Origin of the sequence: Paenibacillus sp. FSL R5-0749 (assembly GCF_038595085.1) — a bacterium.
GTDB lineage: Bacteria > Bacillota > Bacilli > Paenibacillales > Paenibacillaceae > Paenibacillus.
Map to the genome: position 1 here is coordinate 1,110,201 of NZ_CP152005.1, position 24,219 is coordinate 1,134,419.

Consider the following 24,219-nt stretch of genomic DNA (forward strand, 5'->3'; position numbering starts at 1 on the left):
GGACTGTGAGTATTCTGGAAGCCAAGGAGCTTACGATCTCCTATGGAGCAGATCCCATTATTGATAATTTGAACCTGACCATTCCCAAGGGACAGATCACCGTTCTGATTGGCAGCAACGGATGTGGTAAATCTACGCTGCTGCGTACGATGGCCCGGTTGCTGAAATCCAGTTCAGGTTCCGTGCTGCTGGATGGTGAAGAGATTGCGAAGCTGCCGACCAAGGAGATTTCAAGACGCATGTCCATCCTGCCACAGGGTCCGACTGCCCCGGAAGGCCTGACGGTGAACCAACTGGTGAAGCAAGGACGTTATCCGCATCAGACATGGTTGAAGCAGTGGTCACGAGAGGATGAGCGCATGGTCAAGCTGGCACTGGAGTCCACGCATCTGACTGAACTTGCGGATCGGCCTGTAGATGCCCTGTCCGGTGGACAACGTCAGCGTGCCTGGATTGCAATGACCCTCGCACAGGGTACGGAAACGCTGCTGCTGGATGAACCTACAACCTATCTGGATATGACTCATCAGATTGATATCCTGGATCTATTGTTTGAGTTGAATGAACGGGAAGGACGCACGATTGTCATGGTACTTCATGATCTGAATCTGGCATGTCGGTATGCGCATCACATTGTGGCTGTTCACAACAAGTCCATCTACGCGGAAGGTAAACCGGAAGACATCATTACGCAGGAGATGGTCCGTAAGGTCTTCCAGATGGAGTGTGAGATTGCGGTTGATCCACTCTTCGGTACACCAACCTGCATCCCGCATGGAAGGGGAAGGAAACTGAATGGGGAGCAGCGTTACACTCAGTTGGCTTGATTACTTCAATTAATGATTCGACGAATGATGATTCAAGCGATATCGCTATTTTTTTCAACCCACCTCGTCAACACTTCTGCGTTTAATGAAGATAACAGGAACAGGCAAGCTCTTGGTTTCATACAATCCAGAGCTTGCCGCTTGTTGTACCTGTTCTTCGATGTAACAAAACCACCCCTGCATAAATCTAGCCCGAAATCAATCTTATTTTTCCTTAAAAGTTTATTATTGACAACAAAGATCGAATTGCCATAAAATAGATTTTATATGATATTGATAATCATTATCAATATCATACTACAATAAATATTGATGAACGTAGGAGCATTATAAGTTGAATTAATCATTTACATGCAACGGAGAGGACAGAAAAAACCTGGGGATAACAACGATTGGAAGGTTGTCCTGTCATTGTAGTGTTGGTGTAAATAATCTTTAATTCAACTTATATAGGAGCGAGTACCTTCATTCGATCGAGGAGGATTTTCAGTGTTTCCGAAAGGGATTCATAATCTGCAAAACCGACTCATTATAAGCAAGGCGAGGGAAATGGGGATCACCTGTGAGCCCTTTCTTGAGGGATGCGAGGACTTTCTGAAGCTGGCAGTAGGGGACAAGCAGATCATCATTAACAAAACCAGATCTCATCGTCTGCCGTTAATCGCCGGATTGCTTGCGAAGAACAAGCAGGCATGTAATATGCTGCTGCATGAACAGGGCATGCCTGTACCTTCCTATATCGTGATCCCGGAGATGGGGAGTGAAGCAGTAGCTTTTCTGAATAGATACCGCTCCATTGTGGTGAAACCACTGGATGCGAGCAGCAGCATGGGCGTGACGCTGGATGTGCGTACTGAAGATGAACTGGAGGCAGCCATTCATCTTGCGAGTGTGCACGGCAGCAGCATTATGTTGCAGCAATATGTGACCGGAATCGATTACAGAGTGCTGATCATTAACGGTGAAGTGGCGGCTGTGAATGAGTATCGACCTGTCTATGTCGAGGGGGATGGAACTTCAACCGTTCGCACATTAATCGAACAGTTGAATCAGGAACGAATGAAGATTACGTCCATTGGCGAGTATGAAGCCTTTCCCCAGGTGCATGCAGAAACGGAACGACTGCTGGAGGTATTACATGCACAAGGCACAAGCCTGGATGAAGTTCCTGCCGCTGGTGAAGAAATTGAGCTATATGATCTCCGTAACTCAGCCGCCGGAAAAATCAGTGAATTCTACAAGGATTGTACCGAGATCATTCATCCCGAGAATGCGCGAATGATCGTTCAGGCGGCCCAAACTCTTCAGATTGATGTAGCAGGGGTCGATGTTCGTTGTCGTGATATCCGCACGCCGATCTCCAGAGAAGAAGGGGGCATTCTGGAAGTGAACGCCTTGCCAGATCTCACACACCACGTCTTTCCCCATGGGGGGACAACTCGTGACGTGGTGCGGTTATACCTGGAATACTTGTGTCAGGAACAACTTGAATCTAAGTCATATAACTTATAACAACGGATAGACGACAATATATAACGGATATCAGATGACGGATACCCTTATTTATAATTCGGACCTTGCCTGATTTTGAATCCATACCATGCCATATGCAAAATGCAGAACAAGAAATTACAGGCAGCAGTTAAGCCTGAATCGATGATAAGGAGCGTTAAAGGGCTATGTCAGTAGAAGTGCAGACGGAATATCTGAAGATGCAAAATGAGAAGGAATCCAATGCAAGATCGTACCCCAGACATTTCCCGCTTGTTATTAGCAAGGCCCATGGGGTGAAGGTTACCGATACGGATGGCCGCGTATTCTACGATTGCCTGGCTGGTGCAGGAACATTGGCGCTGGGGCATAACCATGACACGGTAATCAATGCTATCCGCGATGTCCTGGATCAGCAGATTCCGCTACATACTCTGGATTTGGCAACGCCGCTGAAGCTTTCATATATGCAAGAATTGTTCTCCATTCTTCCAGCAGCGATGCAAAATAAGTCCAAAATCCAGTTCTGTGGTCCAACTGGAGCGGATGCTGTAGAAGCAGCTATTAAGCTGGTCAAACATGCAACAGGTGGCAAATCCATTCTTGCCTTTCAGGGAGGTTATCACGGTTCGACCCAAGCAACCATGTCGATGAGTGGCAACCTGAGCAAGAAACAGCATCTGCAAAGCCTGCTGCCAGATGTACATTTCCTGCCGTTTCCTTATGAATACCGCTGCCCTTTTGGTGTTGGTGAGGGCATGACGGCCCGGTTAAGTGCACAGTATATCGAGAACTTGCTCGATGATTGCGAGAGTGGTATTGCTGCACCGTGCGGAGTCATTGTGGAGACGGTGCAGGGCGAAGGCGGGGCGATTCCAGCAGACATTGAATGGCTGAAGGAGCTGCGCCGAATCACAGCAGAGCGAAGCATTCCACTCATTATCGACGAAGTGCAGACAGGCATCGGACGCACAGGCCGTATGTTTTCATTTGAACATGCCGGAATTGTACCCGATGTAATTATCTGCTCCAAAGCGGTTGGCGGAAGTCTGCCCATGTCTGTCGTCATCTATAAGGAAGAGCTGGACCAATGGCAGCCTGGTGCACACACAGGAACGTTCCGTGGCAATCAGCTGGCCATGGCTGCGGGACTGGCCACACTTCGTTATATCCGGGAACAGGATGTTCTACACAATGTACATCTGCGCAGTGAGCAGTTCATGAAGCAACTGAATGCATTGAAAGAGCGCTATGCCGAGATTGGTGACGTCCGAGGCAGAGGACTGATGATCGGCGTTGAGGTGGTTAATCCGGCAGGCCGCAAGGATCGTCTGGGACATTATCTGCCTAATGGTGCACTTGCTGAGTCTATTCAACGTGAATGTTTCAAGAATGGATTAATTGTGGAACTGGGCGGGCGCCATTCAGCGGTTGTTCGTTTTCTGCCGCCGCTGAATATTACGGAGCAAGAATCGGGCGCGATTCTGGCGATCTTTGAGAAATCGGTAGCTGAAGCAATTGCCTTAGCAACGGCTGCATGCTGAAGCTGTCCCTAATGAAGAGGCATGCCGTATTACTCGCGATTCTGCTCGGTGCTTTTTCGCTGGTACTGACCAACAGTGCATTTAATCTGCTGCTGCCTTATTTTGTGCAATATTATCAGATCTCTACGACAGCAGGCGGATGGATCATCGCCCTCTACATGCTGGCCATGACGTTAACGATGCCGCTGGCTTCCCTGATCGTAGACCGACTGGGCCGGAAGCAGACGTATATGCTGGGTATCACCATCTATGGCGTGTTCTCAGTGGCAGGTGCACTGTTTTATCACTCGATTGAGGTACTGTTGCTTGTGCGTTTCATGCATGGGGTTGCCGCCGGGCTGATGATTCCGTTATCGCTTGTGTTGTTGTTTGATGTATATGGACCGGAGGTAAGGGGACGAATTACAGGAGCGTGGGGGTTGCTGCTTATGCTTGCTCCTGCGGCTGGGCCAACGCTGGGCGGCTTCATCATTCAGTATGGACGGCTTGAAATGCTGTTCTGGCTCAATGTACCGCTGGCTATATTCTCGTTTATCGGGTGCGGTCGAGTCATTCAGACTTATATTCCCGCCCGTAGGAAACGATGGCATCCAACCAGTATCATGCTGCTGATCTGTTCGGTAGGTGCCCTTAGTCTGGGCGTACAGTTGTATGCGAGTCCTGTCGCAGCGGTATGGGTACCTTGGCTGCTGATTGCGCTCGGTGTGGTGTTACTTATTCGTTTTGTCCAGACCGAGAACGGTCGCAAGGAACCACTGATACGTTACCAGTTGCTGCGGCGTAATGCCGTCTTTCCACTGACTGTGCTGATCTCGACCATTCAGGATTGTGTCATGTTTGGCGTGATCTTTGCATTGCCATTATTGTTCCAGGATGTCTTCCACCTGTCGCCGGCCTTGTCCGGTGCGCTGTTCATACCCTTGTCGATCTGCACAAGTCTGTTCATGTGGATCGGAGGCAGTCTGCTGGATCGTGGTCGATCCATGCATTTTATCGCATGGGGCACGTTGCTGGTGTCGATATCGATCTTGTCGTTTGCCGTTCTGCCCATGGCAGCATCGATCTGGATTATAGGCATGCTCATGGCGTGCCGTGGAATTGGCGTTGGCCTGTCAGGCATGAGTATATCTGCGATTGGTCTGCAAGCATTACCGGACGAAGACATGCACGAAGGGTCGGTTTTATCGACCACGATTGAGCGGCTGGCTTCTTCGTTTGCAGTGATGGGTATGACTCTGTACTACGATATGCGCTGGCAATGGCTAGCCGGGGCAGGAACATCTATGGAGATGGCAAAATGGGGAGCGCTCAAAGAGATCTGCCTCGGCCTTGGCTGCGCCATACTGCTTACACTTCCCCTGGTACTACTTATAACCCGAAAGAAGGTTGGCATCATTGTTCGAGATGGAAAACAAGCTCCGGTCTGAGGCAGAGCAGCAGGCTCATGAACATTCGTGCAAGCTTCTGCTGAACTGTTACATCCGTGAGCTTGCGTTAGAGAAGGAAAATGATATTCGGATCAATCCGAATAAGCTGACGTACGCGGTTGCTTTTCCAGCCAGTGGGGTGACGGTGACAGGACAACTATCCTATTACTCTGCGATGGGAGAGCATGAATATCTCAGCATGGAATCTGGCGGAGAAGCGGTGCATGATCGCGACCTGGTTCGCTGGATCACATCTGAGCTAATTGGAGATGGGGAACAGGGAGCGAGTTCGGACCAACATGGAATGTTGAAGAGTACGGTCCAAATGAAGAGTTCACTTGAGCTGGAGAATGTACATCCATTGAGTGAGAATACGAATCGTGTCGAGGTGGCGTGTGCCAGAGATTTTGCACAAAAGGTAGATAACAGCGTAGGTAACCTTACGTTGTATATCGGACAAGCGGCCGGTCTCGAAATCCACGACTATCGGACATCGGAACAGTCACTGTTATATGGTCATCCGTTTCACCCTTTTCCGAAGAATTCCAAAGGCTTCAGCGAGCAGGATGTTCGGAAGTACAGTCCGGAGCTACGCACATCGTTTCAACTCTGTTATATCGCGGTGAGGCAGGACGTCTACGTGCAGGAATGGGTGGATGACGAGGCGGTAATGGATTTGCAAGAACTCCTGCGGAGCCATGTGCAGCCGATTTTAAAAGAAAAGAGTGAAATGTATGGGCTGCTGCCCGTCCATCCATGGCAATACGCTTACCTATCACGGTTGACCGAGATACAGCACTATTTTCAAGATGGAAAATTAATTCTGCTTGGCACTGCGGGTCCTCCCGTCTATCCAACCTCTTCGGTACGTACGGTCTATGTTCCGGAATGGAACTGCAATATCAAGCTGTCACTGAACATGCAGATTACCAACATGATTCGCACCAATAGTGCTGAGCAGATGCGCAGAACACTGGATGCCTCCAGATACGTCAGGCAGCATGACTGTTTCGGTGCTGAGCCGAATACCCATATTGCGTATGAGACAGGTGTGGCGACTTGTGCTTTTGATGATGAAGAGTTAACGAGCCTGTTTACGATAGCTTATCGACCCATTGAGTTCGACCCTGCGAATACGTATGTCTTATCTAGTTTGGTTGAGACACCACTTCCAGGGATGCGTTCCAGGTTGATGACGATGCTGGGGGGTGGGCGTATCAATGCTGAGCGTTGGCTGGATCATTATCTGCGATGTTCTCTTCTACCTATTGTACGGGCGGCGGGAGAGAAAGGCATTCATTTTGAAGCGCATCTGCAGAATACACTTGTGACATTAAAGGATGGCATGCCTGTGGACTTTATCGTCCGCGATCTGGAAGGGGTCAGTGTGGATGAGGAACTTATCCGTGAGCAGGATCGTGCTGCGTCCGATTTATTATTTTATTCGCGAGAGAACGCCTGGGCGCGGACATCGTACTATTTTATCGTCAATCATCTGGGGTCTCTGATTCATGCCCTGGCGCGAGATGTGAACGTTCCGGAGGAGCATTATTGGAAGCAGGTACGTGAGGTGCTTGAGGGTGAACTGGAACGAACGGGCAATGCATATGTGCAACATCTGCTGACGATGGATGCATTTCTGGCCAAACAAAACTTGGTGAGTTGTCTAAGAGGGATCAGCCAGACTCCGGTTTATGTGCCGGTGAACAATCCAATGAAAAGAATAGGGAGTGAAGTGCGTGGGAGTCGTGGGATACAGGGCTGAAACAAGCGGCAGGACAGAAGCAGTCTACGTGAGTGTACAGGAACGGATCATGCGACAGACATTGGAGGCGATGTGGTTCGAGGGCATTTTGGACAGCCAAGTCAGTGGGAGCGAGTGGCGAACCATCGGCCTCACATCTTCTGGCGAATCTGTAGCGTACACGTGTGAAGCGGAGCGGAAGTTTTCATTTGGCCGGGTGAAGGTGAAGAAGGGTTCGATTCAAAGGGAAGGCGTAGCCTGCACCGATCTGGATCTGTTTTTGGAGGAAATCGTGCTGAATTCATTAAAGGGTGCGAATGTGACGGCTTTTATTCAGGAGCTGCTCGAAACGATGGCAAAAGACAGCCAGTGCCAGGCGATATTGCCTTTGAACATTCCGCTAGTAGATCGGCATTATGATGCGCTCGAAAGTCACATGACCGACGGTCATCTATATCACCCGAGTTATAAGTCGAGGTTGGGATTTTCTTTGAAAGACAATAAGGCCTATGGCCCTGAATTTAACTCGGAGGTTTCATTAGTCTGGGTTGCTGTAAAAAAAGAACTTGCTCAGACCGCTGTATCCGCGGGCTATAGTTCTGAAGAATTGGTAAGGCAGCATCTGACTGCGGAGGACGTAGAGCAATTTCAAGAGGTTCTGGAGGGTGATGGGCAGACAGGTTCTGACGCGAGTGATCGATATGTGTTCATTCCGGTTCATCCATGGCAGTGGGAGCATCAGTTGGAGTCGGTATATGCCCGTCAACTGATGGATGGAGATATGGTGTATCTCGGTCCATCGTCTACGCCCTATCGTGCGCAGCAGTCGATCCGTTCGCTGTCGAACCGGATTAATCCGGAAGCCCCTTACATCAAGCTGGCCCTCAGCATTACCAATACGTCAAGCACACGTATACTGGCACAGCATACGACCCAGAACGCTCCGTTAATCAGCGATTGGCTGGATAATCTCGTTCGTGATGATGAGCTGTTGCAGCAAGAGCAGTTTGGCATTTTAAAAGAAATCATGGGACTATCGTTCCGTTATGAGCAGTTGCCTGCAACGCAATATGGACGTGCCTACGGCACACTTGGAGCCATCTGGCGGGAGAATGTATCGCTTCACCTGAAGCAAGGTGAGACGGCGTGGCCGCTGAACGCGCTGATGTTGGTGCAGCTGGATGGTGTTCCATTTATCCAGGATGTTGTAGAACGACATGGTGTGGCAAAGTGGAGCGAGGCTCTGGTTCGCACGGTTACCCTGCCGATTATTCATCTGCTCTATGCGCACGGGATTGCGCTGGAGTCTCATGCTCAGAATATCATTTTGGTACTGGAAGATGATCTGCCGAAACGGATCATAATCAAGGACCTGCATGATGGTGTTCGCTACGTACCGGATCAACTGTTACACCCGGAACAGGCACCGAAGCTGAACCCCGAGCCGGAAACGCATCGCAAGTTCAATCGGTACTCTTTCATCTATGCGGGAGATGTGTCGGAAGTCCGTGACTATACGTATGACGCATTCTTCTTTATCTGCATGACGGATATTGCGTTGGCCTTTGAGAAGTTTGGATTGTCAGAGCAGTCATTCTGGCAGCTGTGCGCAGGTGTAATTGTGGAATATCAGAAGCAGCACCCGGAATACGCAGAGCGGTTCGTTGCCTTTGACCTTTTTGCCGAAGATGCACTGATCGAAGAGATGACCAAGCGCCGTCTGTATGGGGATGGGGAGTTGTATTTCCGTAAGGCGAGCAATCCGCTCAAGGTATCGAAGGATGCACTGGAATCACAGGGAACGCCCGAATTAAAGGGAATCGTCGAATGAGAATTAATACGCTGAAGGAAAAAATTGCACGCAAACAGCCGGTTTATGGCCTTTTTGTATCCATACCACATCCAGTCATCATTGAGATGATCGGACATGCGGAATATGATTTTGTCATTATTGATCTGGAACATGCCACAACATCGATGGAATCGGTAGAAGATTTAATTCGGGCGGCGGAACTGGTTGGCCTAACTCCGTTGGTGCGTATCTCGAAGGTGGAGCGAGCGGAGATTCTTAAAGTGCTGGACTGTGGCGCACAGGGCATCGTTATTCCGCATGTTGAGCAGCTGGAGCAGGTGGAAGAAGCGGTTCGATACGCCTACTATCATCCGTTTGGCATGCGGAGTCTGAACAGTGGTCGTCCTGGGGTATTCGGGAAATATCCGCTCACGGGATACATTGGGGAAGCGAACGAACAAGTGATGATTGTCCCCATGATTGAAAGTGCAGAGGGCGTTCGGCAAAGTGCACGGATTCTGTCTCATCCCCAGGTGAGTTTTGTATTGGAAGGTGCGGCGGATCTGTCGCAATCCCTCGGCGTGCCATGGCAGACCGAGCACCCGGATGTGAGACGTGCGCTGGATGAATTGCATGCTACTGCGCAGCAGTGCGAAGTACCATATGCTACGGTCACGAGAGGCGTGGACGACATGGCGCTCTGGGCTGAGCGGGGAGTACATATATACGTGCTGGGTGATGATCGGAATACGGCATTTCGGGCGTATATCCAAAAACGGAATGACTACAGGAATGCGGGTGGGCAGATATGAAACCAAGTGTATGGCAGGCGATCGATGAACTTCAACGAGGGATGGAAGACCCGGTATGTGCGTATATCTATGATCTGGCTGGCATGCAGGAACAGGTACGTCAGATGCTGAGCAGCATGCCTGGAAATACACAGTTGTTTTACGCTATCAAGGCGAATCCAGATCAACGCATCATTGAGGCGTTGCTTCCATTGGTAAAGGGCTTTGAAGTGGCTTCCATTGGAGAGTTGCTCAAGGTTAGAGCTGTAAGTCGAGAGGTTCCGATTCTGTTTGGAGGTCCGGGTAAAAAGGAGAGCGAGCTGCGACTGGCCATTGAGCATGGCGTGAGTTACATCCATGTGGAGAGTCTGCTGGAGCTGCGGCGCATCATTGCGATTGCGAAAGAGCGAGCAATGAATCAGGCGCAGGCGCACGAAGGCAAGCACATGCGAGGACAGAAGCAGGCACAGGAGGACGCGTATGAACATCACAGTGAGCATGACCGTGGTCAAGCTCATGAGGTTCGCATTCTGCTCCGAATTAATCTGCGAAGCAGTACGTTACCCCGGACGAAGATCGTCATGGGCGGCGGACCAAGTCCTTTTGGAATCGACGAAGAGGCAGTGGAAGAAGCGATCGAGCTCATTCGTGTGGAAGGCGCGGGTATGATTCGGTTGAGCGGGTTCCATTTTCACTCTTTGTCCAACAATATGGACGCCAGGCTGCACGCCGAGATGATTGAGCTGTATTTGCAAAAGGTAGAGCAGTGGCAGCACCAGTATGGTCTTCCTGTGGAAGTGGTGAATGCAGGAGGAGGATTCGGTGTGACGTATGATGGAAGTCCGGGATTTGACTGGCCCTTATTCACTTCCCTGCTGGAGCAAAGTGAAGCTAGACAGCGCCTTGCTTCACGTGGAGGCGAGTTGTATTTTGAATCGGGCCGACTTTTGGTGGCAGACCACGGGTATTACGTAGCAGAAGTTACGGATATCAAAACTTCTCATGATCAGCATTTTGCTGTGTTAAGGGGAGGTACGCATCATCATCGTCTGCCTGCTTCATGGGGACATAACCACCCGTTTCAGATTATGGCGACGGAGCGTTGGAAGCATTCATTTGCCCGGCCAGAGGTAAGGGATGGTCGAGTCCATATCGTAGGTGAGCTGTGTACACCCAAGGATCGCATGCATTCTGATGCGGAGGTAGCACTGCTGCAGGTGGGAGACATTGTTTTGTTTGAAAAGTCTGGAGCTTATTGCTGGACCATCTCGCATCATGATTTTCTGGGGCATCCGCACCCGGCATTCCATTATCTAACGGAGGACAATAATGATGTCAACACTGATGAAGCGTTCCAGTCTGCAAGCCGCTGAACGCCGGATTATGGCGGATCTGATGAATTCATTTTTGGCCGAGCAATTACTCCCACTGGAGGATCACCCATTCATTGATTTTGCCGCAGCACCTGCACCGTTCAGAAGATTGTATAAGGAATATGACGGCGAGGTGCAGAGACAGAATAGTGATTCTTACATTAGATTGCATACGCATGGTGTATTGTGTCTGATCGAAACAGGAGTAAGACAGGCGATTCAATGGGTTCAGGGTTCACCGATCTACGAAGAGAAAACAGATGGAAGCTGGGTTCTGCTTGATTCTCCGGCTGAGGTTGGACGTGCAGTGTTACAGAGGGCTGTGTCAGATGAAGAATATAGGCAACCCGGAGTGGCGGAATTCCTGACTAGTCTGGATATTGCTGTAGAGCAGTATGCTCTGGGCTGGGAACAAGTCCAGTACCTGTCCGCCAACGTTCCGGCGACTGCTTATGAGTGGTTTATCAAAGGTGAGCGTGTTGCTGCATTGCGGGATCGTCCGTTCCACCCATCGTCCAAAGCCAAGGTGGGATTCAACGCAGAAGATGTAACACAGTATGCAGCGGAATTCGGGAAGGCGATTCCGCTGCGCTGGGTGGCTATACGTTTGGATGCCGTGCAGCAAGGTTGCGAAGATGGGTTGTCCATTTTGGACGTCTTAGACGATGTTCAGCGTGAAGTGGTGGAAGCCGAGTTTGCTCGTAAAGGAATCACTTTCGACGAATATCTGCCGATGCCTGTTCATCCGTGGCAATTGCAGCATGTCATTCTGCCTCGCTTCACTGGAGAGATTGAAGAGGGCAGCATTGTTGTACTGGATATAGAAGCGGGCGACGTACAGGCCACATCCTCTCTGCGCTCGATGGCTCCGTCAACCGAATCTAATCTGATGCTCAAGCTGCCCGTTAGTGTGCTGTCGCTGGGGGCTGCTCGTTATCTGCCAGTGGTCAAGCTGCTGAATGGTCTTGCTGGAGAACAGATGTTAAGACAGGCCGTTGCTTGTGACGAGACGTTGAAGGACAAGGTATATATGTGCGAAGAGCAGAACTGGTGGGGTTTTATGCCGGAATCCATGGGACTGTTCGACGATCATCCCCGCCATCTGGCTGCACAGATTCGTGTGTATCCCGCTGAGTTGTTGGATGAATCCTACAAAGTCATCCCCATGGCAGCACTGGGTGTAAATCTGGATGGACATCATCTATTAACGGAGATTCTGGGAGATGACCTTAGCAGTACGGACGTGGTGGAATTCTATACGAGTATAGCTACGACGTTCTATGATATCGTGATGCGTCTGTTCAAGGTGGGTGTTGTACCTGAGATTCATGGTCAGAACTGCTGTCTGGTGTTACGGGATAATCAGGTAAAAGGTCTATTGTTCCGCGATCATGATTCCGTACGTCTGCATCAGCCTTATCTGGATCAGCATGGCATTGCAGACCCTGCCTATCATATTCGCCCAGGATACTCGAACAGCCTGTATAACGAGACGATCCAGAAGTTGATCTTCTATGTTCAGTCGCTGGGGACGCAGGTGAATCTGGCTGCGATCATGGAGGCAATGAGCGAAGTGTATCACATCCCGGAAACGAAGTTATGGGAGATCACGGAGCAGGCTTGGAAGGAAGCGCTGACTCATGTGCAGCTTCCAGAGGGTGACCGGGCCGCCCTTGCACATGCGATATTTGAGAGCGAGGCGTGGCCCGTGAAGTTGGTTGTCCGTCCGCTGCTTGAAGCGGATGGGGTGCCTGGCGCGATGCCATCGGGCAAAGGCATAGGGTGGAACCCTTTTTATAAGGGATAGATATGGAACAGAGAAGGTGACCCGTTTGACGGGTTGCCTTTTTGGCTTGTTGTTATTGGGAGTTGAAATGCTTGGAGGGGATTAAAACGTTCAACAATCTGGCTAAAAATTCTTATGGAATGGAGTTACAGGAAAGAGACTGATGGTATAATCGGGTTATGTGTTATAGTCATAATTAGTATTACCGAAAAGGTTTTCGTAAAAATCGATATCAACTGTTGTAACCGCAATCATAATTTACTTCAAGAAAGTGAGAATCTACGATGAATCAGAAGAGGCTTTTTAATGATGGATGGCAATTTGCGAAAAGTAAGCTGGATGTTACGGAACCTGCAGGTCTGGTGTATGAACCTGTGGAGCTTCCCCATGATTGGCTGATATATAATACGCTCGAACTGTACGAGGATAGCATTGGATGGTACCGCAAGACGTTCCATTATGAGAAGGATGAGCAGCAACTTGTGCTCTGTTTTGATGGCGTATACATGGATTCGTCCGTGTATGTGAATGGGCAGCTGGTTGGGGAGTGGAAGTATGGATATTCTGCTTTTGAACATGAGATCACGAATGCACTGGTGGAAGGCGACAATGAGATTGTGGTCAAAGTGGTGCATCAGAGCCCGAACAGCAGATGGTATTCCGGGGCTGGAATCTATCGCCATGTGTGGCTGAAGACAAGAGATCGCAACCATATTGTTACGGATGGAACGTATGTATCTATCAAGCAACAGCCAGATGGCTGGCAGGTGGAAGTGGATACGGAACTGAACCTGGAACAGAATCAGCAGACAGAGTTGGTGCATACGATCCGGTATGAAGGTCAGGTGGTGGCATCCAGCCAAGCGAATGTTGCGGTTTCGGTGGGTGAGAACGCGGTTGTATCGACAGATAGCCAACAGATCATTGTGGAGAATCCAAACCTGTGGAGCCCGGATGCACCACATCTGTATGAGCTGGTCACCGAACTGAAACTGATCTCGGAAGATCAGAGTGAAGAGATCATTGAGGCTGTATCCCAACGTATTGGATTCAAGGACGTTAAGCTGGATTCGAGTGAAGGTTTCTATCTGAATGGGGTCCATACGAAGATGAATGGCGTGTGTGAACACCATGATCTCGGGGCATTGGGAGCGGCATTTAACCTGACGGCATTGCGTAGAAGATTCGTTTTGCTCAAAGAAATGGGCGTTAACGCCATTCGAACTGCGCATAATATGCCAGCCAAAGAGTTCATGGAACTTGCGGACGAGATGGGTATGCTCGTGGTATCTGAAGCCTTCGATATGTGGGAACGGGCCAAAACGCCATATGACTATGCGAGGTTTTTCCCGGAGTGGGCGCATACGGACGTGAAGAGCTGGGTGAAACGTGACCGTAACCATGTCAGTCTAATCATGTGGAGTATCGGGAACGAAATTTATGATACCCATGCGGATGAGCGCGGCCAGGAAGTCACTCGGATGCTGATGGATTATGTGCTGGAATTTGATCCAAAAGGCAATGCGGGCGTGACGATTGGTTCCAACTATATGCCATGGGAAAATGCACAGAAATGTGCGGATATCGTGAAGCTGGCAGGTTACAACTACGCGGAAAAATACTACGACCAACATCATGCAGAACATCCGGACTGGATCATCTATGGCAGTGAGACCTCATCAGTGGTGCAAAGTCGTGGCATCTATCACTTCCCGTTCGAACAGCCGATCCTGGCTGATGATGACGAGCAGTGCTCGGCACTCGGGAACAGCACGACAAGCTGGGGCGCGAAGTCGGCAGAATATTGCATTTTGGCTGAGCGGGATCGTCCGTACTCACTGGGGCAATTCCTGTGGACCGGATTCGACTATATTGGTGAACCGACTCCGTATCATACGAAGAATTCGTATTTTGGACAGCTAGACACGGCAACATTCCCGAAAGACGCTTATTATATCTACCAGGCAGCATGGACGGATTATAAGAAAAATCCGATGGTTCACCTATTCCCTTATTGGGATTTCAACCCGGGTCAGATCATTGATGTACGTGTGTGCAGCAACGCGCCGAAGATTGAGCTGCAACTTAACGGTAAGACGATTGGCACCTACGATATTGACCATGCGCATGGAACACAGCTATCTGGCTGGTGGAAAGTCCCTTATGAAGAGGGTGAGCTGAAGGCGATCGCTTATGATGAGAACGGTGTTGTGATTGCAACCGATGTACAACGCTCCTTTACGGATGCGAAGAAGATTCGTCTGCATGCGGATCGGGAGCAGTTACAGGCGAGCGGCACAGATCTCATTTTCGTGGAAATTACGGTGGAAGACGAAGCGGGTAATCCGGTGCACAATGCCAACAACCGCGTCCAGGTTCAGGTGTCTGGTGCAGGGCGATTACTGGGTCTGGATAACGGGGACAGCACGGACTATGATCCATACAAAGGACTCAGCAGAAGGTTGTTTAGCGGTAAACTGATGGCCATTATCGGAGCAACAGATGAGGCTGGGACAGTACGGATCGAAGTATCTTCGGAAGGATTGGAAGGTGCCGCAGCTGAGTATGAAGTGCAGGTTGTGGGTGCGACGGATGTCGATGGTGATATAAAAGAAGTGCATTCCGTCTTCATGGTCAATGAAGAACGTCCGGTGCTGACGGGCAGTGCTCAGGAGATTCCTTTGCGGAAAATCGAGATCATCAGCGAATCAGGACAGTTGCTCGATCCGTCCAACCCGGAGTTGGTCGTAACCGTCAAGCTGTATCCGGAGAACACGTCCTATCGGGATATCGAGTGGGCTGCTGTCAATGATGGCGGCATTGAATCCAACATAGCCAAGGTGGAAGTCCTTCCTGCGGGAACGGATGGCAATGGAGAGAATCAACATACGGTGAAAGTATCTGCGATTGGTGACGGGGCGTTCCGACTTCGCGCTACCAGTACGAATGGTACGGACAAAACAAAACTCATCTCCCAGCTGGAATTCAAGGCGGAGGGTCTCGGAACAGCTTACAAAGATCCATACGGCTTCATCACGGGCGGATTATATGATTACACCAAAGGTGAGGTTGGTAACGGTAACGAACGCGGCGTGGCCACGAGTCGGGACGGGGAGACACATGTAGGCTTCCGCAATATCGACTTTGGACCCTATGGTTCCGATACGATCACCATTCCGATCTTTGCCTTGTCGAGCGAAGAGTACTTCATTCAGATCTGGGAAGGCATGCCTGACGAAGAGGGCAGCACAATGATCGCGGATGTGGTATATGACAAGGAATCCAAATGGAATGTGTACCAGGAAGAGACGTATCAGTTGTCCAAACGCCTGAGTGGGATTACATCGATCTGCTTTGTGTTGAAGCAGAAGATTCATATTAAAGGGTTCTCGTTTGAGCGCCAGAGTCGGGCCTTTGAACAAAATGCGGCTGCATCCTGTGACCATCTTTATGGAGATACCTTCAATATTGAAGGTGATCGAGTGGAAGGCATCGGGAACAATGTATCGCTGGAGTTTGAAAATATGGACTTTACGGCAGAAGGCACGTCGAAGCTCGTCATTCATGGCCATTCACCGATTGATATCAATACGATTCATATCCGCTTCGCAGGTGCGGACGGACAGAGTAACCAATTGGTTGAGTTCACACAATCCGAAGGATATGAGGAGCGTGTAATTGAGCTTGAACGGGTGACAGGTGTGCAAAAGGTAATCTTTATCTTCTTGCCGGGAAGTCAGTTTGACTTCGACTGGTTCCGGTTCGAGAAGTAGAGTAACCGATCAATCCTCTTCAAGTAACCGATGTTCTATCAGAACATTGAGTTACTTGAAGAGGATTTTTTATAGTCATAACGAGCGAGCGAGAATGAAGAGTGCTGAGCACTCATGCTATTTTAGAGACAGAACATAAAGAGAGAATATAACCAATAGAGTATTTTTAACGTTGTACATATTGAGGTGATCCAATGAGAAAGTGCATACTCACTCTATGTATATTGATCGGATTGTTAACAGGTTGTAATCCAATTCATCAGCAGACCATTGATTCTGAAGAAGTCATGACTTCTTTTCCTGACATTATCGAACCGCATAACCCTGAACAGGCAGAGCAGAGTGGAGATGTGGTTGTACTCATGAACGGTATGCGAAACGGCGACAAGTGGAGGATATTCATGAAGCACGTGAGCAAAGAGCAACCGAATCAAGTCCGGGTAACCCAGTACACGATTGAAGGTGGGCCCGTAATCCACGAACTGGTATATGACGGCAAGGTGATTCAAACCACATATGATGATTCAAGAGATATGTATGGCTCAGGGCAGGGTGAAACCACGAATACATGTAAAGGCATCGGTACGATAAAAAGTGAACAGGGGCGTACGTTCTATGTGTTAACCGATTGTGAAAAGGAAAATATCTTCTCTCTTCCGAAGTAATATTCGATTCTTTCATCACATAAATAGGTTTATAGAAAGTAGATCGAATCGTCATATTATGGAAGGAGTTCATCAGGTGAATTACGTGTTATCGACATCTATTGCTTCAACAAACCATCAAGTACAAGCCTTCGCACAGGAACAAGCCTTGGTATTGCAGGATAGTTGGATTCTTAGCTTTAGTGAGCCATTGATGTGGGTGCTGGTCGCCATGTTCATTGTGCAATGTCTAATCTGGATTCGGAATTACTTAAGCCAAGGTACATATTCGGATGAAGAAGTGGAGCAGGCGGACCCTTTGTTTCTGGCTTATTTACGCAGTAAGGGACGATTGAAGTTGAGGGATACACAGGCGTCGTTATTCCAGTTAACCCGTTCTCGGGTGTTATCCCTGCGCATCGTGCAAGCCAAAAAGAGATATCGGGATGACAAGTATGGGCCAAATACCACACTGGAGTATCGAAATGAGCAACCTGCTGCTGCGGTAAATGAAGACGAACGCCTACTTTTGCAATGGATGCTGAAAGAATATAGCTTCGGTCAACAGCGATTCCGGCTGGATACGCTGGCAGGACCAAGCTCGAAGCAAAGTACACAGTCCGAAGAGATGCAGCATTATCGTCGTAAGGAAAAAGTAATAGAGCAGGGATTGAAGGCATGGAAGAATAGCGTTCTTGAGACAAGACAGGACTGGAAACGTTTGATCCGAACTCCCCTCCTGCTCCGACTGCTTGTGATGCTCGTGTTTCCTGTATTGTTTATCTTGACCTGCGAACTATGCTTCTCCAATGGGGTGGGGATTCAGGGGAGTATAGCTCTCGCTGTGACAGTGGTGCTCTGGTTGGTAGCTGTAAAGCGAATTCGAGTGCGCTGGGCTTATCAGCTGGCTAGTGTAGGATTACTGGTCACAATAACACTGTCCGCTACGGGGGAATCAGCCGAGAACAGTATGTTCATTGGCGTGATTATCTTGTCGCTGTTACTACGTCTAATCCTGCCTGCTCGTGTAGTAGATTCTTCTGCACGGGATTGGGCTGTCTCCATGCGCCGCTGGCGTAGACGCTATAAGAAAGGAATTCCAGTAGATCGTCTGCACGAATCCGCGGAGAACATTGAACGCATTTTACAGACGGCTCTGGTGCTCGGGATTGGATCACGTTGTGCACGTAAGACCGATTGGAGCCCACTTCAGAATCATGTCGATCCGGAACTCAGACGTTTGGTGCAACTGAAAGCGGAACAAGTAGATAGTGTGCCTGTTTCCTCCACGCTTACACACGCGCCATTATTAGCACTAGCATTGCATCTACGTGGAGTATTTCGTCCCATGTTAGCTGCGGAGTATCCATATGAGCGTTTGAATTACGTGACTGGAACTTTGGAGACGGGGTCACCAGGTAGCAGCACGGGATATAGCGGTAGCTCAACAGGGTATGATAGCGGGCATTCACATCACCATCACGACAGTTCTGGTGGACACCATCATGGATCGGATCATGGAGATTCTGGGGATTCCGGTGGAGGCGACTCAGGTGGCGGTGGAGATTAACAAAAAAGAGTTCATTCATGGTGCTCATGAATGAACTCTTTGTAGTTCCTACTCTAATGGAATGACGATATCGTGTTACGCAACTATTAATAAGTAGTAACAATTATTGTATTTTGGAGGAGGAGTTTAATGAAGAGGTTCTGGTTGTTATGTATGTTGATATTCGTATTGACAGGCTGTGGTCAAAATAATAGAGAAAAGGCCATTGAACAATTAACTCAGTTTCAGAGGAACGATGCTTCTTTAATTGTATTTACTGACCGTACGGCGGAGCGGCCATTTATTGTTGATCTACAGGCGCAATTAAGTGAAGTGAATAACGAGAATTTGAGGGCAGAAGGCCCAATTACTAACGTAACCTTTTATAATGTGCGTGATGAAAACAAGTTTGATTATGAGAAGATTTTTGGTCTGAAATCATATCCGTACATGATCCTGTTCGAGAAAGGCGAGATTACACTGGAGACGCAGGAACCGGAAGAGATCGTTCAGCATTTTAAGAAGAAGTAAGAGTCTATTAAAAACGTGCACGAATACTCGAAATATCTGGCTAATGAATGTTTCTTGCCTATGGACGAGAAAGATCTATTGATTCATCAAAATAACCTGGAACTGGATCGAGAATTGCGGTCCTGGTGAGGAGACAATGAAGTCATGCTAGCAAGACAAAGGACAGCTATAGCAGGACTCTTGTCTTTTTTATTGGGCTTCACTCATAGTTATTCGCACACTCTCCGAATGTGTTAAGGACATAGTATAGGGCATATATACTGTGTGTCTTGGCCTAAGGAGATGACCATTTTGAAGTATCTGAAGAAGAGGACAGCCACCCTCAACCGATTAAGAACCAGTCGTTCTAGATTGAAATCCAAATACAAAAACAAAATTTCAGGAAAACGTAAATATAAAATGGTTCGTAAAGTGTGCCGAAGAAAGCGCTGCGCCCTGAAGCGTCCAGTAAGATCACAGAAAATGGCCCGTGACAAAAAAGTCATTGCATTACCGAGAGGGGGAGGCAGCAACCTAGTATGTGCTGAGCCGATCCCCTTGCATGCTCCGTCGAGACAACATGAATTAAAGACTGTGAGTCTCCCAGGGACGCAAGGTGTGGCAGGCGCCCAAGGCCCCGCCGGATCTCATGGCGAGCAGGGTCAACCGGGGGTTCCCGGAGCGCAGGGTCCCGTTGGCCCTCAGGGTGAGCCGGGTCAACCGGGGGTTCCCGGAGCGCAGGGTCCCGTTGGCCCTCAGGGTGAGCCGGGTCAACCGGGAGCTCCCGGAGTGCAGGGTCCCGTTGGCCCTCCAGGTGAGCCGGGTCAACGTGGAGTTCCCGGAGCGCAGGGTCCCGCAGGCCCTCGGGGTGAGCCGGGTGAATCGGGGACTCCCGGAGCACAGGGTCCCGTAGGCCCTCAAGGTAATCCGGGTCAGCCGGGGATTCCGGGAGCACAAGGTCCGGCAGGGCCTCAAGGTGATCCGGGTGAACCGGGAGTTCCGGGAGCACAAGGTCCGGCAGGGCCTCAAGGTGAGCAAGGTCCGCCGGGTACCGTACCCGGAATTGAAATTATTCCTACGGCAAATCGTTACTTCTATTTTCCGGATACCGATCTGGATTTGTCGGCCTCAGTTATAATTCCTGCCACAGCATTCACTAATGACGATGGCGGCAGCATAACCGAATTTGCCGGGATTGGACTTAACAGTTTTAACAATCTTTATATCAACGGGGTCGTCCAACCAGGAAACTCATATAGTGTAAGTGCGGATAGGTTGTCTTTTTCGTCACAAAACGGTGTGATCTTTGCAGGGACACCTATTATTATCGAGGTTATTATAATAACAACCAATATCATAAATGGTTAAAATTGGTTTTGTCTACCGGTTCCTTTGCCCTCACTGCGCTCGAATCTACCACATATACTATGTTAGGTAGGAGGTGAGAAACATGCCACTCGTGACACCATTTCAGAACAGTTTGAGATTTGCTGCAACCATTGGTGATGGAACCGGGACTGGAGCGACGTTTGCGATAGCTGCGACTGCCTTTACAAACGACGCGGGTGTAGCTGCAACCGCATTTCCAGGCACCTACAACTACTACAATCTTTATATTAATGGCCTTATGCAAACAGCAGATACATCCTCTGCTACGACGACTACAATTACAATTCCCGGTGGAGATGCATTGAACGATGGGACTCCAATTGTCGTACAATTTGTAGTGTCTTAAAGAAGATATAATCATGCTGTATCGTTATCTTGTGCGACTTCTATCTGTATAGAAGTCGTTCTTTTTGTACAAGACTCCCGTCGACATAACGGTATTGATTCATGCATTAATGTGCAAAAATGGTTACCCAAGGATGTTGCCCAACTACCGGATAACCTCTGAGGAAATGATCCTTCCGTTTGATTCCAATCCTCACTCTCACTTGTTAAAATTTAGGTACATAAACTATGGTCAGGTTGGCGGGTGAAGATAGGATGCAACGTATTCAGGTACATCCCGATGTGTTGGACGAGAAAGCTCGATTGGTCCAGCAGAAGAAACAGGAACTGGAGCGAATGGTCTGGGAACTGGAGAAATCCATCTATATGTTGCAATCCGATTGGTCGGGTGTGACCGGAGAGCGTTTCTTCTGGGATTTTATGCAGGCAAAAGAAGTGTTCCCGACTACACTCGGGCTATTGGACAAGATCCAGAATGAGTTTACGTTTATCGCCATGAACTTTAGAACAACGGACGGCTCAGGCGAGGTGGCATTGTACATCCCAGAAGAGCTGAAGCGCAATTTCGCTGTAGGACTGCTTGATAAATCCATAGGAGAAACAATAACGGGAATGGGCCAGAAGGCAGAAGCATTCTTCGCTAACCCATTCAGTACAATAGGCAGTGTGGCATATGCCATGACCGTGGGCAAAGTTATAGACGTTGGGCGTGGTATTCAGTTTGCATGGGATACCGCTTGGGGTACGGGGACCGCGAGGTCTGACATAGAGCAATTTGTAGAAGACCAGAAGAAACAGATTGATGAGAGTGGAGCAGGATATTACGGTGGCGCGATGACAGGACAGGCCCTGGCGTATGTTTTGTTTGGCAAAGCATTTCGTTCGATGGATGATAAGCATACTGATCTGGGTGGATCAGGTGGAGGTAAGAAGGAATCGGACAAGGGGAACGGTGGGACCGGTGATAGAGATATGACTGAGCCTACTTTACCAAAGGGAAGTAAACCAACTGGGAATTATGGAGTAGGTGATTCCCACGGGATAAAAAAACAAAATGAAACTGCTGATTTCTCAGCCGAACAAGGTTATGAAATCAAAATGTTAGACGAAATAAATGGCGGAAATGGCTATGGAATCAAGGCAACTTCTAATCCTGACTTTTTAATTCAGGGTAAGGTTTTTGACTGTTACTCGCCCAAGGAAGATGCAAACGTAGATAATATTCTTCGAAATATAGCAACGAAAACTAAAACGCAAGCAGAAAGAATCGTTGTTAACCTAGATGAATTTCCCACTGAAAAAGTTAGTGAACTTAGTCAAGGAATTATCAGAAAAGCAAATCCAACGGGAGATTTGAAAAATCTGAAAGAGATTTTATTCGTTAAGGACGGCAACATAACACGGGTGTTTGGGGAGGATTAATAGATGGACTATGAATTATTTTTACAAAGTAAGCTCGATCATAATTCTTTGGGGGAGCTGATCGAGCGATATGTGACTAAATTGGTTAATGAGAAAGCTTCTTTCCAAATAAATGAAGATGAAATAGTGATTGGCTGCAGATTTTTTACGTTGTTTCTTGAAATTGAGGATATTTCTGATATCACTTTTGTTAAAAAGCATTATAACTTAGATGTGAATGTATGCATTAGAACTCAATTGTTTGGTAGTACTTTTTCAGAAGGTATAGAGCATATGTTCAGAATTATTAGTAAGCTTATAAAACATACTGAGGGTAATCTTTTGTTCCTAGAAGATGGTTCTACACAACTGCTTAGAATGGAAAATGGTCTGTTGACGGTCAATAATCGGTTGGATGAATATCAAACAGAATATCTAACTTCAAAGATTCTTCTACTACTTGACCGTCCTTATATTAAAAAGGAGCTACCAAGCTAAAGAAGCAGCAGGTAAATGAACTACTTAAAGGCACTTCTACCACACAAACGTAGAGGTGCTTCTTACTATAAAAAAATTAGGAGAACAGCTTGCTATGATACTAAAAAAACGACTTTTGATGATCGGATGTTGTACTGCCTTTGTGATCTTACTTATTCTAACCTATAGCTTTTATAAAGAGAAAAGAATGTATGAACAGTATCTAACGATGAATGTCCGCCAAGATCTTGTTGATCTGAAGAGTGCGATTATCAATAATGATAGTTTATTTAACCGAATACTGGAGAATGACAAAATAACAAACGAGATGGTCGAGGATGGAGAGCAGGCTAGCCAGCTTTATTATAACTTTACAGATATGATACAGATAATCAATAAGTATAATTTGATGAATCTAAGTTTCAGTCAAGAAGCCAATTGGTTGGTCAAACCTGCAGCATTATTCACAGCTGGCTTAGCTCCAGAAGACATAATGCCACTTACCCTTCACCGTATGGGAATGACATTCGTGAGGCTGGATATAGCCATTTATCCTGTAACAGCTGAACTTAAGGCTAGAATTGAGGAGTATCAGCATTTAAATCAGCGATGGCTGAACATTGTTGGGGATTTTGAATCCAAGGATACAAACGAAAAGGATTGGCCCAAAATATTGAATGATCTGGAGCAAGAGACCCGAAATTATTTTCAAGAGAATAATCTAGATTTTGTTGATGATGACGTTTGGAGAGAGGCTTTGAATCCAAGGTACGAATGATGAAATATCCGCATAGCTGTGTGAATTAAAAATACTTTAACTATGATAGACAGTATCTGAATTGCGACTATACCCAATATACTGAATTGGAGCTAAATTCGTGATGATAAAATATAATTATAAACTGAAATATATGGATGAATTTAATATGGTTGTATTGGATTTTGACGAGGAAAAAACACTAGAGTTCGCCAGTATGATAAGTGATCCCTTAGGATCTGATATACCTTGGAGATATGAAGATTTGAAGAAAGATATTGAGAATTATCTTGATTTGTTAAGGGGGGAGATACCCGAATATAGACATGGAGGAAATGCATCCAGCGTCATATCACATAAAGACTATACAATAATTGAAGATCCATTTTACGATGAGGAAGAAGATGAAGTTGAACCGATCTGTAAGTTAGAGACGGTTGAATTTGTGAAAATTATATTACTATGGGCTTATGAAACTTACAAATTTAAAAGCAAAAGGGGAGTGATTGCTCTAGAGGAGGCAGAAATGGTTATGAAATGGGTTGAACAGAAGATGTTAGAAGTTGAAAATATAGAAAATGAGTCTATGCAATAGCTGG

At 47.8% G+C, this 24,219-nt stretch carries 19 protein-coding genes; all 19 read left to right on the forward strand.

The window, feature by feature from the left end; genetic code table 11:
• Positions 1-5 precede the first annotated feature (5 nt).
• On the forward strand, positions 6-827 hold the full coding sequence (locus tag MKY85_RS04895) for an ABC transporter ATP-binding protein (RefSeq protein ID WP_339239876.1): 822 nt from the start codon (positions 6-8) through the stop codon (positions 825-827).
• 489 nt (positions 828-1,316) lie between these two features.
• Positions 1,317-2,339 carry a hypothetical protein gene (locus tag MKY85_RS04900; protein WP_342571951.1) on the forward strand — a complete coding sequence of 341 codons (1,023 nt, stop codon included), beginning with the start codon at positions 1,317-1,319 and terminating at the stop codon, positions 2,337-2,339.
• 167 nt (positions 2,340-2,506) lie between these two features.
• Positions 2,507-3,862: a diaminobutyrate--2-oxoglutarate transaminase gene (locus tag MKY85_RS04905; protein WP_339239880.1), complete on the forward strand. Its 1,356-nt coding sequence runs from the start codon at positions 2,507-2,509 to the stop codon at positions 3,860-3,862.
• An 11-nt stretch (positions 3,863-3,873) separates the two neighbouring features.
• Complete coding sequence (locus MKY85_RS04910; RefSeq protein ID WP_342571952.1) at positions 3,874-5,289, forward strand: MFS transporter; 1,416 nt, start codon at positions 3,874-3,876, stop codon at positions 5,287-5,289.
• Positions 5,267-7,054: an IucA/IucC family protein gene (locus MKY85_RS04915; protein ID WP_342573273.1), complete on the forward strand. Its 1,788-nt coding sequence runs from the start codon at positions 5,267-5,269 to the stop codon at positions 7,052-7,054. Before MKY85_RS04910 ends, MKY85_RS04915 begins: the two co-directional genes overlap by 23 nt.
• On the forward strand, positions 7,029-8,864 hold the full coding sequence (locus MKY85_RS04920; RefSeq protein ID WP_342571953.1) for an IucA/IucC family protein: 1,836 nt from the start codon (positions 7,029-7,031) through the stop codon (positions 8,862-8,864). The genes MKY85_RS04915 and MKY85_RS04920 overlap by 26 nt, the downstream gene beginning before the upstream one ends.
• Complete coding sequence (locus tag MKY85_RS04925) at positions 8,861-9,637, forward strand: aldolase/citrate lyase family protein (protein ID WP_342571954.1); 777 nt, start codon at positions 8,861-8,863, stop codon at positions 9,635-9,637. Before MKY85_RS04920 ends, MKY85_RS04925 begins: the two co-directional genes overlap by 4 nt.
• Positions 9,634-10,989: a type III PLP-dependent enzyme gene (locus MKY85_RS04930; RefSeq protein ID WP_342571955.1), complete on the forward strand. Its 1,356-nt coding sequence runs from the start codon at positions 9,634-9,636 to the stop codon at positions 10,987-10,989. The genes MKY85_RS04925 and MKY85_RS04930 overlap by 4 nt, the downstream gene beginning before the upstream one ends.
• A complete protein-coding gene (locus MKY85_RS04935) occupies positions 10,946-12,796 on the forward strand; it encodes an IucA/IucC family protein (RefSeq protein WP_342571956.1) in 1,851 nt (616 codons plus the stop codon). Before MKY85_RS04930 ends, MKY85_RS04935 begins: the two co-directional genes overlap by 44 nt.
• 263 nt (positions 12,797-13,059) lie before the next feature.
• A complete protein-coding gene (locus MKY85_RS04940) occupies positions 13,060-16,548 on the forward strand; it encodes a glycoside hydrolase family 2 TIM barrel-domain containing protein (protein WP_342571957.1) in 3,489 nt (1,162 codons plus the stop codon).
• Positions 16,549-16,742: 194 nt separating this feature from the next.
• Entirely contained in the window at positions 16,743-17,213 is a 471-nt protein-coding gene (locus MKY85_RS04945; RefSeq protein ID WP_342571958.1) for a DUF4362 domain-containing protein, read from the forward strand.
• Positions 17,214-17,289: 76 nt separating this feature from the next.
• Positions 17,290-18,762, forward strand: coding sequence for a hypothetical protein (locus MKY85_RS04950; RefSeq protein WP_342571959.1), 1,473 nt, complete (start codon positions 17,290-17,292; stop codon positions 18,760-18,762).
• A 129-nt stretch (positions 18,763-18,891) separates the two neighbouring features.
• The gene (locus MKY85_RS04955) at positions 18,892-19,272 is read left to right on the forward strand and encodes a hypothetical protein (protein ID WP_342571960.1); all 381 of its coding nucleotides are present in this window, start codon (positions 18,892-18,894) and stop codon (positions 19,270-19,272) included.
• 291 nt (positions 19,273-19,563) lie between these two features.
• On the forward strand, positions 19,564-20,619 hold the full coding sequence (locus MKY85_RS04960; protein WP_342571961.1) for a DUF4183 domain-containing protein: 1,056 nt from the start codon (positions 19,564-19,566) through the stop codon (positions 20,617-20,619).
• A gap of 82 nt (positions 20,620-20,701) precedes the next feature.
• A complete protein-coding gene (locus MKY85_RS04965) occupies positions 20,702-20,986 on the forward strand; it encodes a DUF4183 domain-containing protein (RefSeq protein WP_091034485.1) in 285 nt (94 codons plus the stop codon).
• 254 nt (positions 20,987-21,240) lie between these two features.
• Complete coding sequence (locus MKY85_RS04970) at positions 21,241-22,407, forward strand: WXG100 family type VII secretion target (RefSeq protein ID WP_342571962.1); 1,167 nt, start codon at positions 21,241-21,243, stop codon at positions 22,405-22,407.
• Positions 22,408-22,410: 3 nt separating this feature from the next.
• Positions 22,411-22,884 (forward strand): hypothetical protein, encoded by a 474-nt coding sequence (locus MKY85_RS04975; RefSeq protein WP_342571963.1) that lies wholly within the window; start codon positions 22,411-22,413, stop codon positions 22,882-22,884.
• 94 nt (positions 22,885-22,978) lie between these two features.
• Complete coding sequence (locus MKY85_RS04980; RefSeq protein WP_342571964.1) at positions 22,979-23,641, forward strand: hypothetical protein; 663 nt, start codon at positions 22,979-22,981, stop codon at positions 23,639-23,641.
• Between the two features lie 103 nt (positions 23,642-23,744).
• Complete coding sequence (locus MKY85_RS04985; protein WP_342573274.1) at positions 23,745-24,215, forward strand: hypothetical protein; 471 nt, start codon at positions 23,745-23,747, stop codon at positions 24,213-24,215.
• Positions 24,216-24,219 lie beyond the last annotated feature (4 nt).

Bases quoted from the DNA above. Each gene is read 5' to 3' on its own strand.
- MKY85_RS04905 (WP_339239880.1), top strand. From the start codon at position 2,507: ATGTCAGTAGAAGTGCAGACGGAATATCTGAAGATGCAAAATGAGAAG.
- MKY85_RS04910 (WP_342571952.1), top strand. From the start codon at position 3,874: ATGAAGAGGCATGCCGTATTACTCGCGATTCTGCTCGGTGCTTTTTCG.
- MKY85_RS04915 (WP_342573273.1), top strand. From the start codon at position 5,267: ATGGAAAACAAGCTCCGGTCTGAGGCAGAGCAGCAGGCTCATGAACAT.
- MKY85_RS04925 (WP_342571954.1), top strand. From the start codon at position 8,861: ATGAGAATTAATACGCTGAAGGAAAAAATTGCACGCAAACAGCCGGTT.
- MKY85_RS04930 (WP_342571955.1), top strand. From the start codon at position 9,634: ATGAAACCAAGTGTATGGCAGGCGATCGATGAACTTCAACGAGGGATG.
- MKY85_RS04935 (WP_342571956.1), top strand. From the start codon at position 10,946: ATGATGTCAACACTGATGAAGCGTTCCAGTCTGCAAGCCGCTGAACGC.
- MKY85_RS04940 (WP_342571957.1), top strand. From the start codon at position 13,060: ATGAATCAGAAGAGGCTTTTTAATGATGGATGGCAATTTGCGAAAAGT.
- MKY85_RS04945 (WP_342571958.1), top strand. From the start codon at position 16,743: ATGAGAAAGTGCATACTCACTCTATGTATATTGATCGGATTGTTAACA.
- MKY85_RS04955 (WP_342571960.1), top strand. From the start codon at position 18,892: ATGAAGAGGTTCTGGTTGTTATGTATGTTGATATTCGTATTGACAGGC.
- MKY85_RS04965 (WP_091034485.1), top strand. From the start codon at position 20,702: ATGCCACTCGTGACACCATTTCAGAACAGTTTGAGATTTGCTGCAACC.
- MKY85_RS04970 (WP_342571962.1), top strand. From the start codon at position 21,241: ATGCAACGTATTCAGGTACATCCCGATGTGTTGGACGAGAAAGCTCGA.
- MKY85_RS04975 (WP_342571963.1), top strand. From the start codon at position 22,411: ATGGACTATGAATTATTTTTACAAAGTAAGCTCGATCATAATTCTTTG.
- MKY85_RS04980 (WP_342571964.1), top strand. From the start codon at position 22,979: ATGATACTAAAAAAACGACTTTTGATGATCGGATGTTGTACTGCCTTT.
- MKY85_RS04985 (WP_342573274.1), top strand. From the start codon at position 23,745: ATGATAAAATATAATTATAAACTGAAATATATGGATGAATTTAATATG.